General features: G+C 68.3%; 21 protein-coding genes. All 21 read right to left on the bottom strand.

The features are described from left to right. Nucleotides 1-113: 113 nt before the first annotated feature. On the bottom strand, nt 114-2,585 hold the full coding sequence (locus HALOF300_RS11090) for a LuxR C-terminal-related transcriptional regulator (RefSeq protein ID WP_156741006.1): 2,472 nt from the start codon (nt 2,583-2,585) through the stop codon (nt 114-116). 322 nt (nt 2,586-2,907) lie between these two features. Further along, nucleotides 2,908-3,681, bottom strand: a complete 774-nt coding sequence (locus tag HALOF300_RS11085; protein WP_156741005.1) for an inositol monophosphatase family protein — start codon at nt 3,679-3,681, stop codon at nt 2,908-2,910. A 108-nt stretch (nt 3,682-3,789) separates the two neighbouring features. Further along, on the bottom strand, nt 3,790-5,268 hold the full coding sequence (locus HALOF300_RS11080) for a sugar transferase (protein WP_156741004.1): 1,479 nt from the start codon (nt 5,266-5,268) through the stop codon (nt 3,790-3,792). A 339-nt stretch (nt 5,269-5,607) separates the two neighbouring features. After that, a complete protein-coding gene (gene map / locus HALOF300_RS11075; RefSeq protein WP_156741003.1) occupies nt 5,608-6,426 on the bottom strand; it encodes a type I methionyl aminopeptidase in 819 nt (272 codons plus the stop codon). Between the two features lie 10 nt (nt 6,427-6,436). Continuing rightward, nucleotides 6,437-7,006, bottom strand: coding sequence for an adenylate kinase (locus HALOF300_RS11070; protein ID WP_156741002.1), 570 nt, complete (start codon nt 7,004-7,006; stop codon nt 6,437-6,439). Then, on the bottom strand, nt 7,003-8,304 hold the full coding sequence (gene secY, locus HALOF300_RS11065) for a preprotein translocase subunit SecY (protein ID WP_156741001.1): 1,302 nt from the start codon (nt 8,302-8,304) through the stop codon (nt 7,003-7,005). The genes HALOF300_RS11070 and secY overlap by 4 nt, the downstream gene beginning before the upstream one ends. Before the next feature lie 155 nt (nt 8,305-8,459). Next, nucleotides 8,460-8,978: a 50S ribosomal protein L15 gene (gene rplO / locus HALOF300_RS11060; RefSeq protein WP_156741000.1), complete on the bottom strand. Its 519-nt coding sequence runs from the start codon at nt 8,976-8,978 to the stop codon at nt 8,460-8,462. 1 nt (nt 8,979) lies between these two features. Continuing rightward, a complete protein-coding gene (rpmD, locus tag HALOF300_RS11055) occupies nt 8,980-9,162 on the bottom strand; it encodes a 50S ribosomal protein L30 (protein ID WP_156740999.1) in 183 nt (60 codons plus the stop codon). After that, complete coding sequence (rpsE, locus tag HALOF300_RS11050) at nt 9,159-9,851, bottom strand: 30S ribosomal protein S5 (RefSeq protein ID WP_156740998.1); 693 nt, start codon at nt 9,849-9,851, stop codon at nt 9,159-9,161. Before rpsE ends, rpmD begins: the two co-directional genes overlap by 4 nt. A 37-nt stretch (nt 9,852-9,888) precedes the next feature. Continuing rightward, the gene (gene rplR, locus HALOF300_RS11045; protein WP_154792929.1) at nt 9,889-10,260 is read right to left on the bottom strand and encodes a 50S ribosomal protein L18; all 372 of its coding nucleotides are present in this window, start codon (nt 10,258-10,260) and stop codon (nt 9,889-9,891) included. Nucleotides 10,261-10,262: 2 nt separating this feature from the next. Then, the gene (gene rplF, locus HALOF300_RS11040; protein ID WP_156740997.1) at nt 10,263-10,802 is read right to left on the bottom strand and encodes a 50S ribosomal protein L6; all 540 of its coding nucleotides are present in this window, start codon (nt 10,800-10,802) and stop codon (nt 10,263-10,265) included. 24 nt (nt 10,803-10,826) lie between these two features. Further along, entirely contained in the window at nt 10,827-11,225 is a 399-nt protein-coding gene (gene rpsH, locus HALOF300_RS11035; RefSeq protein WP_156740996.1) for a 30S ribosomal protein S8, read from the bottom strand. 57 nt (nt 11,226-11,282) lie between these two features. Next, on the bottom strand, nt 11,283-11,468 hold the full coding sequence (locus HALOF300_RS11030; RefSeq protein ID WP_133110073.1) for a type Z 30S ribosomal protein S14: 186 nt from the start codon (nt 11,466-11,468) through the stop codon (nt 11,283-11,285). Between the two features lie 5 nt (nt 11,469-11,473). Then, entirely contained in the window at nt 11,474-12,058 is a 585-nt protein-coding gene (gene rplE, locus HALOF300_RS11025) for a 50S ribosomal protein L5 (RefSeq protein ID WP_154792926.1), read from the bottom strand. Continuing rightward, nucleotides 12,055-12,399: a 50S ribosomal protein L24 gene (gene rplX / locus HALOF300_RS11020; protein ID WP_154792925.1), complete on the bottom strand. Its 345-nt coding sequence runs from the start codon at nt 12,397-12,399 to the stop codon at nt 12,055-12,057. The genes rplE and rplX overlap by 4 nt, the downstream gene beginning before the upstream one ends. A 2-nt stretch (nt 12,400-12,401) precedes the next feature. Continuing rightward, the gene (rplN, locus tag HALOF300_RS11015; RefSeq protein WP_133110070.1) at nt 12,402-12,770 is read right to left on the bottom strand and encodes a 50S ribosomal protein L14; all 369 of its coding nucleotides are present in this window, start codon (nt 12,768-12,770) and stop codon (nt 12,402-12,404) included. A gap of 109 nt (nt 12,771-12,879) precedes the next feature. Then, nucleotides 12,880-13,170: a 30S ribosomal protein S17 gene (gene rpsQ, locus HALOF300_RS11010; RefSeq protein ID WP_154792924.1), complete on the bottom strand. Its 291-nt coding sequence runs from the start codon at nt 13,168-13,170 to the stop codon at nt 12,880-12,882. A 14-nt stretch (nt 13,171-13,184) separates the two neighbouring features. Then, nucleotides 13,185-13,427 (bottom strand): 50S ribosomal protein L29, encoded by a 243-nt coding sequence (rpmC, locus tag HALOF300_RS11005; RefSeq protein ID WP_133110068.1) that lies wholly within the window; start codon nt 13,425-13,427, stop codon nt 13,185-13,187. Continuing rightward, nucleotides 13,427-13,846, bottom strand: a complete 420-nt coding sequence (gene rplP / locus HALOF300_RS11000; RefSeq protein WP_154792923.1) for a 50S ribosomal protein L16 — start codon at nt 13,844-13,846, stop codon at nt 13,427-13,429. The genes rpmC and rplP overlap by 1 nt, the downstream gene beginning before the upstream one ends. A 3-nt stretch (nt 13,847-13,849) precedes the next feature. Next, nucleotides 13,850-14,662 carry a 30S ribosomal protein S3 gene (gene rpsC, locus HALOF300_RS10995; protein WP_154792922.1) on the bottom strand — a complete coding sequence of 271 codons (813 nt, stop codon included), beginning with the start codon at nt 14,660-14,662 and terminating at the stop codon, nt 13,850-13,852. After that, entirely contained in the window at nt 14,662-15,030 is a 369-nt protein-coding gene (rplV, locus tag HALOF300_RS10990) for a 50S ribosomal protein L22 (RefSeq protein ID WP_154792921.1), read from the bottom strand. The genes rpsC and rplV overlap by 1 nt, the downstream gene beginning before the upstream one ends. Between the last annotated feature and the right edge of the window lie 45 nt (nt 15,031-15,075).

Here is a 15,075-nt window from a genome sequence, read left to right as displayed (position 1 = left end):
CACGCGTCGGCCTTCCAGCGACCGACTGGGCATCGAATCACACGAACTTGGTGCCGCTGCGTCCACCTTCGTGCCGGTTCGGACTGCTCGGCGCTGGGGGAATCACCAGCGATTCAGGCCTGATGGATGCCCCGCTCGGCCGCGGCGAGCGCCTCGTTCCGGTTCGAGACACCGAACTTCTTGTAGATCGTCCGCAGGTGTGTCTTCACGGTGTTCACCGACAGACCGAGATCGTGGGCGATCCCGACCGGCCCGGCGTGAACCTCGAGCGCGCGCAGCACCTGTGCCTCTCGCATCGTCAACGTCTGCATCTCATCGGCCAACGGGGCCGGCTGCTGCACCGGAGCACCTTCGGCGCCGGGCCACAGCTGGTGGATCCTGGCGTCGTCACCGGCGAGGGTCTCGAAGACGTATCGCTGCATCAGGAAGAACGGTCTCCGCTGACCGGTCGCCTGCGCCAGCCGGACCGCGGTAGCGAAGGCACGCCGGGCCTCGGTGAGGTTGCCGAGTGCGTGGTGGGCACTGGCCAGGATCACCTGACACTCCACCGCGGCCCGCCGAGAGCCGCCCGAGTCGAGCGACTTCGTGGCGTAGGAGATCGCCTCGCCGAAGGTCCGGTCGGTCAGGTGCACCTTGGCGACCGCCGCCCAGGCCACCGGGTTGCCGTCGTACCGATCCGCGACCTCGCGCGCCACCCCCGGCATCTGGGCGACCAGGAGGAGTTCCACGAGGGTCGAACTCAGAACCGCCTCGACGAGGCTCCCGCGGGCGATGTGACGTAGGGCAGCGCGCAGGTGGTTCGTCTGCCGGAAGATCCGGTCCGGGGTGCCCTCCAGCACTGCGTGGTGGGCTCGAATGAACACGGTCAGCGCCCAGAGCTCGTCCCGGTGCCTGGGCTCGATCATGGTGGCCACGGCCTCGTCGGCACCCGGATGAGCGGCATCGACCATGGCGAGCGCCCGCGCGATGCTGGCCGCGACGAGTGCGATGTCCCGTGCGTCCTCCGGTTGCGCGTGCTGAATCCGGTCCTGCAGCGTGGAGTCCTCCAGCCAGCGCAGGGCGAGGTCCGGCTCGCCGTTCAGCGCGTGCACCAGCGCGAGGCCTACCGTGCCCATCTGCAGAGCCCCTGCGTCGGACGGCGTGATCAGGCCGCGCTCGCGTGCGCGGCTGAACGCGTATACGGAGGTGTCCAGGTTGCCGCCGAGCAGGCTCGAGATCCCCCATTGCAGCAGGACCAGGCTCTCGTCCCGCTCGGGGTCGCCCGTTCCCGAGCGGTCCTCTTCGATGATCGAGTTGATCGCGGTGTAGTCCGGGACCGCCCAGATGCTGGAGTCGGGGGCGTGCGGGTCGAGCGCCCCCTCCACGTAGTCGACCGCAACGCGAAGTCTGGCGTTGGCGGCCACCAGGTTGTCAGGGAACATCCGGGCCGCAGCGATCAGGGTGAGCGGCTGGTGGGTGAGCAGCCGTGCCCACTGCCGCTCGATGACATCCATGGCGGTCGTCCACTGGGCTGCGTGGACGGCGTGCGTCAGGGTCTCGCCCGGGTCCCTGTTGGCGGCCGAGAGGTTCATCAGTGCCAGATGCACCTCGCGGAAGAGCTCGGGCCGCGACTCCCGCATCACCCGGATCAGCGCGTTGCGGATGGCCGGTGCGTAGGAGTACATCTGCCCCTCGACCGTGTGCCGCTCGCTGAGCAGGCCGGCCGCGCGCACGTTCCGCAGGATCCGGACCGTGTTGCCCTCCGGGGCGATCGCCCTGGCCATCTCGATGTCGAACTGCTCCGGGATCGCGGTGCGCAGCAGGAACGAGCGCACGTTCTCGAAGCGTAGATCCCGAACCATGGTGGCGATGTAGCCGTCGACCAGACTCCCGTCGACCAGCGTCCCGCCATCGCCATCGCCATCGACGCCGGAGACGGCGCGCATCAGGCCGGCCCGGATCGCGGACGGCCAGCCACCCAGGTCGACGGCGATCTGTTGGGCCTCGTCCATCGTGATCGTGAGCCCGAGACGAGTCGCCAGATCGTGTACCTGAGGTCCGGTCATCCGCAGGTCGGCCGGTCCGATCATCGCCGCCTCGACAGAGAGTGCGCCCGTCGTCTCCAGCGCACGCAGCGTGCGCGAACCCACCACGAGGAACAACTGATCGTTCTGGCGGACGAGGTCGACCATCTCGTCATCGATCGTCGCGGCGCCATGCTTCAGACCGGCCTCGTGGAAGTCGTCGATGATCAGCACCAGCGGCTCGTGCCGCTCCGCGAGTAGTCCGGTCACGTCCGCGTGCGCGTCGGAGTCCGACGCCGGGGCGCCCAGCAGGTCCGCCCGTTCGAGCCCGGACCGCAGCTCCGCCCAGAACCCGGCCAGCTCGTTGCTCGCGGTGCTCAACGTGACGTAGACGGTGGGGTGCCGATGGCCCTCGCTCCGCAGCCACGTCACGATGGCACTGGTCTTCCCGTAGCCGCGCGGACCGCGAAGGACCGTCAGAGGATGCTCGCCGGCAAGCGTGTTCAGCACGTGCTCGCTGATCTGGGTGTCCCGCGGGATCCGCGGCAGGCCAGGCGGCAGCGACGCCGACCCGACCGTCACCGTGCCACCCCGGCCCGGTTCCGGCCACGTTCGAACCCGTCGGGGCACCGTGCACCGCGCGCACCACTCTGCGCGTTCCCAACGACCCAACGACCGAACGACCCGGGCTTACTGACGATGAGGCCCCCCTGACACACCGTTACGGGCTCGAACACGGCTCGCAGACGATCTCACACTGGGTTGACCACCTGAGGATAACGAGTAGGTCGCGATCTTGTAAGCGATTGCTGGTGATCGAGACCTGCTCGTTACCACATCGAGCCGCGCCGTGTCCCGTCCAGCGACCTCGCGAGTCGACTTCTCGCGCCGGAACCGGGTCGGCTCACCCGGTCAACGGCATCGCCCGCACGATCCGGAGGAGGTCCGGGGCGAGCTCCTTTCGGCAGATCAGAAGGTCGGGCACGAGGTGGTCTGCTCGGTCGAGCAGCACGTCGCTGCCGTCCATCCGGCTCGCGTGGAGTCCGGCGGCGCGTGCGATGGCGACCGGGGCCGCCACGTCCCAGACCGGGAGCCTGCCCAGGTGCAGGTGGGCATCCGCCTCCCCACGGACCACGGCGGCGGTGCGGTACGCGACGGAGCCCGCCTGGACGGTACGGCCCCCGATCGCCGATGCGACCGCCTCGATCAGAGCAGTGCTGGTGCCCCGTTCGACGACGAGGCGACGCTGCGCCTCCCCCGGGTACGGCGGCGTCGGCGAGTCGTTGCTCAGCACCAGGTCCAGCCCCGGCAGCGCGACGGCCGCGGCCGTGATGGTGCCGCCGACCACGAGCGCGACGCCGACGCCCCAGTCCCGGCGCCCCGCGGCATACTCGGGGACGCCGTCCAGGGCTCCGATCAGCCAGGTGCGCAGAGCCCGCGGATCGAAGGCACCGGCGTGCACCCCGGAGAGCACCGAGTCCATCGGGCACCGTGCGATGAGTTGGGCTGCGAGGAAGGCTCCCGCGCGCTGGAGGGCACGAGCGCCGAGTGCAACCGGCTCGAGCCCGGCGCTGTCGGCGCGCAGCTCCTCGAGGAGGTCCGCGGTGGAGCCGGCCAGCACCTGGGCGAGGTGGAGGTCATCGAGGTCCGCGTCCATCGTGGCCCCGACCGGCGACATCCCGGCAATCACTAGGGCACCACGCCCGAACTGGTGCCGGGAAGCGGGGGTGCGCCCCCGTCGGGGGTACGAGGGCGCACCCCCTCCACCCGGCACCAACCCGCAGCATCAATAGGCACCGCGGCCCCCCAGGACAGCGCGCGCGGTACGCCACAGGATCATGAGGTCCATCGAAAGCGTCCAGTTGTCGACGTAGCGCAGGTCGAGCCGGATGGACTCCTCCCAGGAGAGGTCCGAGCGTCCGCTCACCTGCCAGAGTCCGGTCAGGCCCGGGCGGACCTGCAACCGGCGGCGAGACGCCTCGTCGTAGCCGGATGCCTCGCTCGCCAACGGTGGGCGAGGGCCGACCAGGGACATGTCGCCGCGCAGCACGTTCCACAGTTGCGGAAGCTCGTCGATGGAGAATCGGCGCAGGAACCGGCCGACGGGCGTCGTGCGCGGATCACGACGCATCTTGAACAGCATGCCGTTGCCGTCGCTGCGATCCTCCAGTGCTGCCAACCGGGCCTCGGCGTCGGAGTACATCGACCGCAACTTGTACATCGTGAAGGGCGCGCCGTTCAGCCCGATCCGGGTCTGACGGAAGAGTGCGGCACCCGGCGAACTCAGCCGGATCACGAGCGCCGCCGGGATCAGCACCAGCATGGCGAGGAGCAGCAGGACGGCGGCCAGCACCCGGTCTCCGATGACCTTGCCCCAGCGATGCAGCGGCCCCGGGTCGGTCGAGAGGGTCAGCACCGGCGTGTCCATCAGTCCCCGCAGGGTCACCCTCGAGGCCCCCACCTGGGCGACGTCGGGGGCCAGCAGGACCTCGACGTCGAGCGCCTCGAACTGGCGACCGAACCGGCTGAGGTCCGCCACGGCCACGCTGTCTCCGGCGATCACGACGGTCTCCACGCGCAGGCTCCGAACGAGGTCGGGTACATCAGCGACGGAGCCGAGCACCGGCACGTCGGTGGTCTCATCGCCCGTCCCCTCGGGTGGGCAGATCCCGGTGAGTGCGAAGCCGTGGCCGGGTTCCCGGGCCAGCTCGGTGAGGACGGGTGCCAGCCGCGCCGGCTCGCCGACAAGCAGGGTACGACGCAGCATCCGGCCGCGGGACCGGGCCCGCCGCACCACGTACCGCTGACCCGTCCGCAGCAGCAGAGCGGCGCCCGTCACGAGGGCGAGGGTCGCGATCACCAGGGTTCGAGGCAGTGGCACGTTCACGAAGACGAGCACCATGGCGACCACGGCGAGGAGCAGACCGCCGCGCAGCAGCGAGGTGAGCTCCTCACGTCCGGCCGCGGCTCGGCGCCGGTCGTAGCCGCCACACAGGCCCACTGCCGCCACGAACAGGGCCGCCGCGACCAACCCCGAGACGAATGCGATTCCTGCCGGGAAGGACAAAGCGGTGGCCGGCCACGTGATGGCGGCAGCGATCGTGGCGTCCGAGCCGATCGCGATGGCGCGGTAGCGCCGGGAGATGACGGCCCAGGTGGGCTCCTCCTCGGCGGGAACGGTCGACGCCAACCGGGCGATCAGACTGGTGAGCAGCTCACCTCGGCTGGAACGGATGCGGGAGGGACGGTCGGTCGTGAGGGCCACCGTGCTACCTCAATGTCCTGTGGTCGGCGCGCGCGTGGGAGATCGTCCCCGCTACCCCGATGCTGTCGAGATTCGACACTGCCCGTCCTCCGTACCGCTGTGTGTGGCTGACACACGGGGTATCGGGCAGGATCGGCTGCCTCTCGAATCCCCGGCTGTGTGAACTCAACCATCTGATGCGAGGACCGAGAAGGTCATCCACGGATGATTGCTCCAGGGCCGTGGGTGAACGAGTTTCACATGGCGGGTGAGGTGGGGGTGAGAGCACCGGCACCCCGAAACCCTTGAGCGTTCCAATGCCGGAATCGCGTACCCAGTTGGGCCAATCAGCGCCTGCATTCAGCCGATCGGAACGACGCTCACCCCGTGCCGGGCGAGGATCTCCGCACCGCCGTCGCGGGCAGTGAGAACCCAGATCCCGCCGGCGTGCACGGCCACGCTGTGCTCGAAGTGGGCGGCCCGGGACCCGTCCACGGTGACCACCGTCCAATCGTCGGCGAGCACCGCCGTCGTGGGCTCACCCCGCACCAGCATCGGCTCGATCGCCAGACACATTCCGGCACGGACCCGTGGCCCGCGGTGGCCGGACCGGTAGTTCAGCACGTCCGGGGGCTGGTGCATCGCGGAACCGATGCCGTGCCCGACGTACTCCGCGACGATGCCGAGTCCACCGGCAGCCGTGACGGCGTCATCGATGGCCTCGCCGACCTGACCGAGCCGGTCCGCCGTGGCGAGTGCCGCGATCCCGGCCCACATCGCCTCCTCCGTGACCCGGACCAGCTCGAGGTCCGCCGGATCCGCGTCGGGGACGACGACAGAGAACGCCGAGTCGCCATGCCAGCCGTCCACGATCGCGCCACCATCCACCGAGACCACATCACCCGGCTCGATGACACGCTGCCCCGGGATGCCGTGCACGACCTCGGAGTTCACGGAGATGCAGACGCGGGCCGGGAACCCGTGGTAGTTCAGGAAGTTCGAGGTCGCACCGGCGTCGGCGATCACCCGGGCGGCCACCGCGTCGAGCTCCGCCGTGGTGACACCGGGCCGGACCTGCTCGCGGACCGCATCGAGAAGGTCCGCGACGACGAGTCCGGCTCGGCGCATGATGCGCATCTGCTCAGGGGTCTTGTACTCGATCCGGTCGCGGCCGAACACGGCGGCTACCTCAGCTGGCGTCGAGCGCGGCCAGCAGGTGCTGGGTCACCTCATCGACGCTGCCCATGCCGTCCACCTGGACCAGCAGACCACGCGCGGTGTAGAGCGTGACCAGCGGCGCGGTCTGCTCGGCGTAGACCTCGAGGCGGCGGCGGATGACGTCCTCGGAGTCGTCGGCGCGGCCCTGCTCCTTGGCCCGGTTGAGCAACCTGGCGACGACCTCCTCGGTGTCAGCCGTCAGCTCGACCACGCGGGTCAGGGCGGCGCCCGCCGCGGCGAGCATGTGGTCCAGTTCATGCACCTGCGCCTCGGTCCGGGGATACCCGTCGAGCAGGAAGCCGGCACCAGCGTCGGGCTGGGTCAGGCGATCGGCAACCATCTTGTTGGTCACCTCGTCCGGCACGTACTCGCCCGAGTCCATGTACCGCTGCGCCAGCTTGCCGAGCTCGGTCCCCTGGGCCACGTTGGCGCGGAAGATGTCGCCGGTGGAGATCGCGGGCACGCCGAGACGGTCGGCGACCCGGGTGGCCTGGGTGCCCTTGCCGGCCCCGGGCGGGCCGAGGAGGACGAGACGAGTCATCGGAGGAACCCTTCGTAGTGGCGCTGCTGGAGCTGGGCGTCGATCTGCTTGACGGTCTCCAGTCCGACCCCCACGACGATCAGCAACGAGACCCCACCGAACGGGATCTGGGTGCTGATGTTCATGAGCTTGAACGCGATCGTCGGGATCAGCGCGACCAGGGCGAGGTAGATCGCTCCGGCAGCGGTGATCCGCGAGATGACGAACTGCAGGTACTCGGCGGTCGGCCGTCCGGCCCGGATGCCCGGGATGAAACCGCCGTAGCGCTTCATGTTGTCCGCGACCTCGTCCGGGTTGAACGTGATCGAGGTGTAGAAGTACGCGAAGAAGATGATCAGCACGATGTAGATCGCGATGTGGACGTTCGCACCGGGGTCCATCAGGTTGACTGCGACCCACTGCACCCAGGGTGTCGTCTGGTCCTCGACGAACTGCGCGGCCAACGTCGGCAAAGCGAGCAGGGACGACGCGAAGATCACCGGGATCACGCCGGACATGTTGATCTTGATCGGGATGTAGGTGCTCGACCCGCCGTACATCCGCCGGCCCACCATGCGCTTGGCGTACTGCACGGGGATGCGGCGCTGGGACTGCTCGACGAAGACGATCAGGCCGACCACGAGGAGCGCGATGACGAGGAAGATCGTGAAGTTCACGACCCCGTTGTCCGACGTCGCGATCTGCCACATGGCGCTCGGGAACGAGGCCGCGATCGAGGTGAAGATCAGCAGGGACATGCCGTTGCCGACGCCCCGCTCGGTGATCAGCTCACCCATCCACATGATCAGACCGGTACCGGCTGTCATGGTGACGATCATCAGGAGCATCGTGGTGACCGAGTCGTTCGGGATGATCGGCACGGTGCAGTCGGGGAACAGGTTCCCGGTCCGGGCGACGGTGATGATCGTGGTCGCCTGCAGGACGGCGAGGAAGATCGTCAGGTACCGGGTGTACTGCGTGAGTACCGCGGTGCCCGACTGGCCCTCCTTGTGCAGGGCCTCGAACCGTGGGATGACCACCCTGAGCAACTGGATGATGATGCTCGCGGTGATGTAGGGCATGATCCCCAGGGCGAACACCGAGAGCTGCAGCAGGGCGCCGCCGCTGAACAGGTTGACCAGGCCGAGGACGTCCTGGCCCTCTCCCGCGGTGCCGATGCACTGCTGGACGTTGACATAGTCGACGCCGGGCGTCGGGATGAAGGAGCCGAGCCGGAACACGGCCATCATGGCCAGCGTGAAGAGCAGCTTCTTCCGCAGATCCGGGGTCCGGAACGCGCGAGCGAATGCGCCGAGCAAAGGTCCTCCTGCTTAGGTCAACGGGCGTAGTGCGCAGCTCGCGCACGACGTGGCGCCCGATGGGTACCGTCCGACCTTAACGGTCGACGGGGCCGATAACGGCGTACGGCGGCGCAGGAATCATTGCTTCCTGCGCCGCCGTACACCTGGGTGCCTCAGGCCTGCTCGATGCTTCCGCCTGCTGCGACGATCTTGTCCTTCGCGGACGCGGAGTACGCATTCACCGTGACGTCCAGCTTGACGCTGACCGCACCGGTTCCGAGAACCTTGACCAGGTGGCCGCCGCGGACAGCGCCCTTGGAGACCAGGTCGGCAACGGTGACCTCGCCGCCCTCTGGGTAGAGCGCGGAGAGCTTGTCCAGGTTGACCACCTGATATTCGGTGCGGAACGGGTTCTTGAACCCGCGCAACTTCGGCAGCCGCATGTGCAGCGGCGTCTGGCCACCCTCGAACCGCGCCGGTACCTGGTACCGGGCCTTGGTGCCCTTGGTACCACGACCTGCGGTCTTGCCCTTGGAGCCCTCGCCACGACCCACGCGGGTCTTGGCGGTCTTGGCTCCCGGGGCGGGACGCAGGTGGTGCACCTTCAGGGTGCCCGGACGCGACTCGGTGGTCGCCTCCGTCTTCGCGGAAGCCTTGTCGGCCTTCTCCGCCTTCACAGCCTTCTCAGCCATGTCAGTCGACCTCCTCAACGGTGACCAGGTGCGCCACCGTGGTGACCATGCCACGGAACTCGGGACGGTCCTCCTTGACGACGGTGTCGCCGATTCGCTTCAGACCGAGCGAACGCAGCGTGTCGCGCTGGTTCTGCTTGCCGCCGATCCCGGACTTCTTCTGGGTGACCTTGAGCTGTGTCATGATGCCACCGCCCCGGAGGTCGCGGCCTCGGCCGCGTCGCTACGTCCGGCGGCCTGCGCGCGCAGCAGCGCCGCGGGCGCGACGTGCTCGAGCGGCAGCCCACGCCGGGCGGCGACCGCCTCCGGCTGCTCGAGTCCCTGCAACGCGGCGACCGTGGCATGCACGATGTTGATCGCGTTCTCGGAACCGAGGGACTTGCTCAGGATGTCGTGGATCCCGGCGCAGTCGAGGACGGCGCGAACCGGACCACCGGCGATAACACCGGTACCCGGCGAGGCCGGGCGCAGGAAGACCACGCCGGCCGCCGCCTCACCCTGCACCTGGTGCGGGATGGTGCGCTGGATCATCGGAACCTTGAAGAAGTTCTTCTTGGCCTCCTCGACACCCTTGGCGATCGCCGCGGGCACCTCCTTGGCCTTCCCGTAGCCGACGCCGACCGTGCCTTCACCGTCGCCGACGACCACCAGGGCGGTGAAGCTGAACCGACGTCCACCCTTGACGACCTTCGAGACGCGGTTGATGGTCACGACGCGCTCGACGTAGGCGTTCTTGTCGGTGTCGTTACCACGGCGGTTGTCCCCGCCGCGACGGTCGCGACGGTCGTTGGAGCGCTCGTTCGAACGCTCACCGGTGCCGCCACCGGCGGTGCCGGCGGTCGTGCCGGTCCTGCTGCGCTGTGGAGCAGCCATCATGCGATCCTTTGCTTGTCGGAATGCTGGGGCGTGGTCACAGGGACAGTCCCCCCTCGCGGGCGCCTTCGGCGACCGCAGCGACCCGTCCGTGGTACTTGTTGCCACCGCGGTCGAACACGACCGCGTCCACACCCTTGGCCTTCGCCCGCTCGGCGACCAGTTCGCCGACCTTGCGAGCCTTGTCGGTCTTCGCGCCGTCCGCACTGCGCAGGTCGGCCTCGAGCGTCGAGGCGGACACCAACGTGGTGCCGGTGGTGTCGTCGACCAGCTGCGCCACCATGTGGCGCGCGGAGCGGTTCACCACCAGGCGGGGCCGCTCGGCCGTGCCGGTGACGCGCTTGCGCACCCGGAGGTGACGTCGCGACCGGGCGACGCGCTTGCCCGTTCCCTTGATGGACAGAGCCATGGCTACTTACCAGCCTTTCCGACCTTGCGGCGGACCTGCTCGCCCGCGTACCGCACGCCCTTGCCCTTGTAGGGCTCGGGCTTGCGGATCTTCCGAATGTTCGCGGCGACCTCGCCGACCTGCTGCTTGTCGATGCCGGCGACCGAGAACTTGGTCGGGGACTCGACGGCGAAGGTGATGCCCTCCGGGGCCGTCACGGTGACGGGGTGGGAGAAGCCGAGCGCGAACTCGAGTGTGGAGCCCTTCGCGACCACGCGGTACCCGGTACCGACGATCTCGAGCTTCTTCTCGTAGCCCTGCGTGACGCCCTGCACCAGGTTGGCGAGCAGCGTGCGGGTCAGGCCGTGCAACGAACGCGACTCGCGCTCGTCGTTGGGGCGGCTGACCACGATGGCGCCGTCATCGTCGCGAGCGACGGTGATGGGCGCGGGGATGACGTGCGCAAGGGTGCCCTTGGGCCCCTTGACCGTGACCGCGGCGCCGTCGATGTTGACATCGACGCCGCTGGGAACGGTGACCGGAACCTTACCGATTCGAGACATGGGGTTCTCCTCCTGATTCCCTGGTCACCAGACGTAGGCGAGGACTTCCCCACCCACGCCCTTCTTGGCCGCCTGACGATCGGTGAGCAGGCCGGAGGACGTGGACAGAATGGCCACGCCCAGGCCGCCGAGCACCTTGGGCAGGTTGGTCGACTTCGCGTACACCCGAAGACCCGGCTTCGAGACACGGCGCGCACCGGCGAGCGAGCGCTCCCGGTTCGGGCCGAACTTGAGCGAGAGGTTCAGGGTCTGGCCCACCTCGGCGTCCTCGACGGACCAACCGGTGATGTAGCCCTCCGCCTGGAGGATCTCCGCGATGTGGGACTTGAGCTTTGAGTACGGCATCGAAACCGACTCGTGATACGCCGAGTTCGCGTTGCGCAGACGCGTCAACATGTCGGCGATCGGGTCTGTCATTGTCATTGGGCTGTTGCCCTTCCTCGTCGCGGTTTCCTCATCGGGACCTGCGACGTAGTCGTTTTACCAGCTGCTCTTGGTCACGCCGGGGAGCTGGCCGGCAAGGGCCATCTCCCGCAGGCACACTCGGCACAGGCCGAACTTGCGGTACACCGAGTGCGGACGACCGCAACGGTTGCATCGGGTGTAGGCCCGCACGCCGAACTTCGGCTTGCGGTTCGCCTTCTGGATCAGGGCGGTCTTCGCCATCCGACTCAGGCCTCCTGGAACGGGAAGCCGAGTCGACGCAGCAGCGAGCGACCCTCTTCGTCCGTGGTAGCGGTCGTGACGACCGTGATGTCCATGCCGCGCACCCGGTCGATCTTGTCGACGTCGATCTCATGGAACATGGACTGCTCCGTGAGGCCGAAGGTGTAGTTGCCGTTCCCGTCGAACTGCTTCGGGGACAAGCCGCGGAAGTCGCGGATCCGGGGCAGTGCGAACGTGAGCAGGCGGTCCAGGAATTCCCACATTCGGTCGCCACGGATCGTGACGTGTGCGCCGATGGGCTGACCCTCGCGCAGCTTGAACTGGGCGATCGACTTGCGCGCCCGCGTGGTCTGCGGCTTCTGCCCCGTGATCGCGGTCAGGTCGCGGATGGCGCCCTCGATGACCTTGGAGTCACGAGCGGCGTCCCCCACACCCATGTTGACGACGATCTTGGTCAGACCGGCCACCTGGTTGACGTTCCCGTGGGAGAACTCCTCGCGCAGGCCCGCGACGATCTCCTCGCGGTACTTCTGCTTGAGCCGCGGCAGCACGACGGTGCTGTCCGTGCCCGATTCGGTGACGGTGCTCATGAGATGTCCTTACCGGAACGCTTGGCGACGCGGACCCGCTGCGTGCGGGTGCGGCCGTCACGTTCGACCTCTTCCGTGCGGTAGCCGACCCTTGAGCCCTTCTTGGTCTCCGGGTCCACGACCATCACGTTGCTGATGTGGATCGGGGCCTCGATGGTCTCGATGCCGCCGGTGCGCGAGCCCCGCTGGGACTGCGCGACCTTCGTGTGGCGCTGAACGCGCTGCACACCTTCGACGATCACCCGGTCGGAGTCGACCAGTACCTCGAGGACGCGGCCCTGCTGGCCCTTGTCGCGGCCGGCGATGACGACCACCAGGTCGCCCTTCTTGACCTTTGCCATGGTTACAGCACCTCCGGTGCGAGCGAGACGATGCGCATGAACTTCTTGTCGCGCAGCTCGCGACCCACCGGGCCGAAGATGCGCGTGCCGCGCGGCTCGCCGTCAGCCTTGAGGATCACCGCTGCGTTCTCGTCGAAACGGATGTAGGAGCCATCCGGACGCCGGCGCTCCTTCACCGTACGAACCACGACCGCCTTGACGACGTCGCCCTTCTTCACATTGCCGCCGGGGATCGCGTCCTTGACGCTGGCGACGATGACATCGCCGATGCCGGCGTAGCGACGACCGGAACCGCCGAGAACGCGGATGCAAAGGATCTCCTTGGCACCCGTGTTGTCGGCGACCTTGAGTCGCGACTCCTGCTGGATCATGTGGATCTACTCCTGTTGTCGTGCCGGTTCTCGCACTCGGGCGAGCCTTGCCGAACGGATGGGTTGTCAGTTGCCGTGCCCGGGTGCGTGCAACCGGGCCGCAGCAGTCCTACTTGGCCTTCTCGAGGATCTCGACGACCCGCCACCGCTTGCTGGCGGACAGCGGGCGAGTCTCCATGATCAGCACGAGGTCACCGATGCCGACCTCGTTCGCCTCGTCGTGGGCCTTGACCTTGTTGGTGCGACGCATGACCTTGCCGTAGAGCGGGTGCTTGACCCGGTCCTCGACCTCGACCACGACGGTCTTGTCCATCTTGTCGCTGACCACGTAGCCGCGGCGAACCTTACGGTCGGCGCGTGCCGTCTCGGCCCCGGTCTCGGGGGTGGTGGGAGTGCTCATTGTCGTTGCCTCGTTCACTTCGCGTCGGCGGTGGGCTCGGTACGAATGCCGAGCTCACGCTCGCGCAGGATCGTGTAGATGCGTGCGATGTCGCGACGCACCGTCTTCAGCCGACCGTGGTCCTCGAGCTGACCGGTGGCCGAGGAGAACCGCAGGTTGAACAGCTCCTGCTTGGCCTTCTTCAGTTCGGCGACCAGGCGCTCGCTGTCCATGCCGTCGAGCTCGGACGGCGCCAGTTCCTTGGATCCGATAGCCATCACGCGTCACCACCCTCGCGACGCACGAAACGCGTCTTCATCGGGAGCTTGTGCTGCGCGCGGCGCAGGGCCTCGCGAGCAAGCTCTTCGTTCACACCGGCGAGCTCGAACAGAACTCGGCCGGGCTTGACATTGGCGACCCACCACTCGGGCGAACCCTTACCGGAACCCATGCGGGTCTCGGCCGGCTTCTTGGTGATGGGACGGTCGGGGAAGATGTTGATCCAGACCTTGCCGCCACGCTTGATGTGGCGGGTCATGGCGATACGAGCAGCCTCGATCTGGCGGTTCGTCACGTAGGCGGGCTCAACGGCCTGGATGCCGAAGTCACCGAAGGTGACGTTCGTGCCGCCCTTTGCCGCGCCACGCCGGGTGGGGTGGTGCTGCTTACGGTGCTTGGTGCGCCGGGGGATGAGCATGGCTCAGGCCTCCGTCTCGGTGCCGCCGGCCGGAGCCGCGGCGGGGGTGGATGCGGGGGCTTCGGCGGCGGGCGTCGAAGGAGCGTCGGTGCGACGGCCACGCGGACGGTCCCCACGGTCGCCACGGCCACGGGGGGCGCGGGGGCCGGAGTTGACCTGGTCGGCAGCGAACTGCTTCTCGGTCATGTCGCCCTTGTAGATCCACACCTTCACGCCGATGCGACCGAATGTGGTGCGAGCCTCGAAGAAGCCGTAGTCCACGTACGCCCGGAGGGTGTGCAACGGCACCCGACCCTCACGGTAGAACTCGCTACGGCTCATCTCGGCGCCACCGAGACGGCCCGAGCACTGCACCCGGATGCCCTTGGCACCGGCGCGCTGCGCGGACTGCATGCCCTTGCGCATCGCACGACGGAAGGAGACGCGGGAGGCGAGCTGCTCGGCAATGCCCTGGGCGACGAGCTGAGCGTCGATCTCGGGGTTCTTGACCTCGAGGATGTTCAGCTGCACCTGCTTGCCCGTGAGCTTCTCCAGCTCACCGCGCAGGCGGTCGGCCTCCGCGCCGCGACGCCCGATGACGATGCCCGGGCGGGCGGTGTGCAGGTCGACGCGGACCCGGTCGCGGGTGCGCTCGATCTCGACCTTGGAGATGCCGGCGCGCTCGAGGCCGGTGGCCATCAGCTTGCGGATCTCGACGTCCTCGCGGACGTAGTCGCGGTAACGCTGCCCCTCCTTGGTGGAGTCAGCGAACCAGCGGGACCGGTGGTCGGTGGTGATGCCGAGCCGGAACCCTGTGGGGTTGACCTTCTGGCCCATCAGCGAGCCCCTCCCTTGGTCTGTCGCTCAGCCACGATCACGGTGATGTGGCTCGTGCGCTTGAGGATCTGGTTGGCCCGTCCCTGGGCACGCGGCCGGAACCGCTTCAGCGTGGGACCTTCATCCACGAACGCCTCTGCGATGACCAGGTCGCCCTCGTTGAATGCGACCGAGGCGAGCTCGGCCTTCACGCGGGCGTTGGCGACCGCGCTCTCCACTACCTTGCGCACGGTCTCCGCCGCCGCCTGGGGGGCATATCGGAGCACGGCCACGGCCTCATCGGCCTGCTTGCCGCGGATGATGTCCACGACGCGCCGGGCCTTCTGGGGCGTGACGCGCACGAACCGCGCCTGCGCCTTGGCTTCCATCGATGTCCTGCCTTCTCAAAGAGTGTGCTTGGTGAGTTCGCGTGT

The sequence above is a fragment of the Occultella aeris genome (assembly GCF_902703175.1).
In the GTDB taxonomy this organism is placed as follows: Bacteria; Actinomycetota; Actinomycetes; order Actinomycetales; family Beutenbergiaceae; genus Occultella; species Occultella aeris.
The sequence above is the reverse complement of the archived record's forward strand: the minus strand, read 5'-3'. Positions and strand labels throughout refer to the sequence as shown.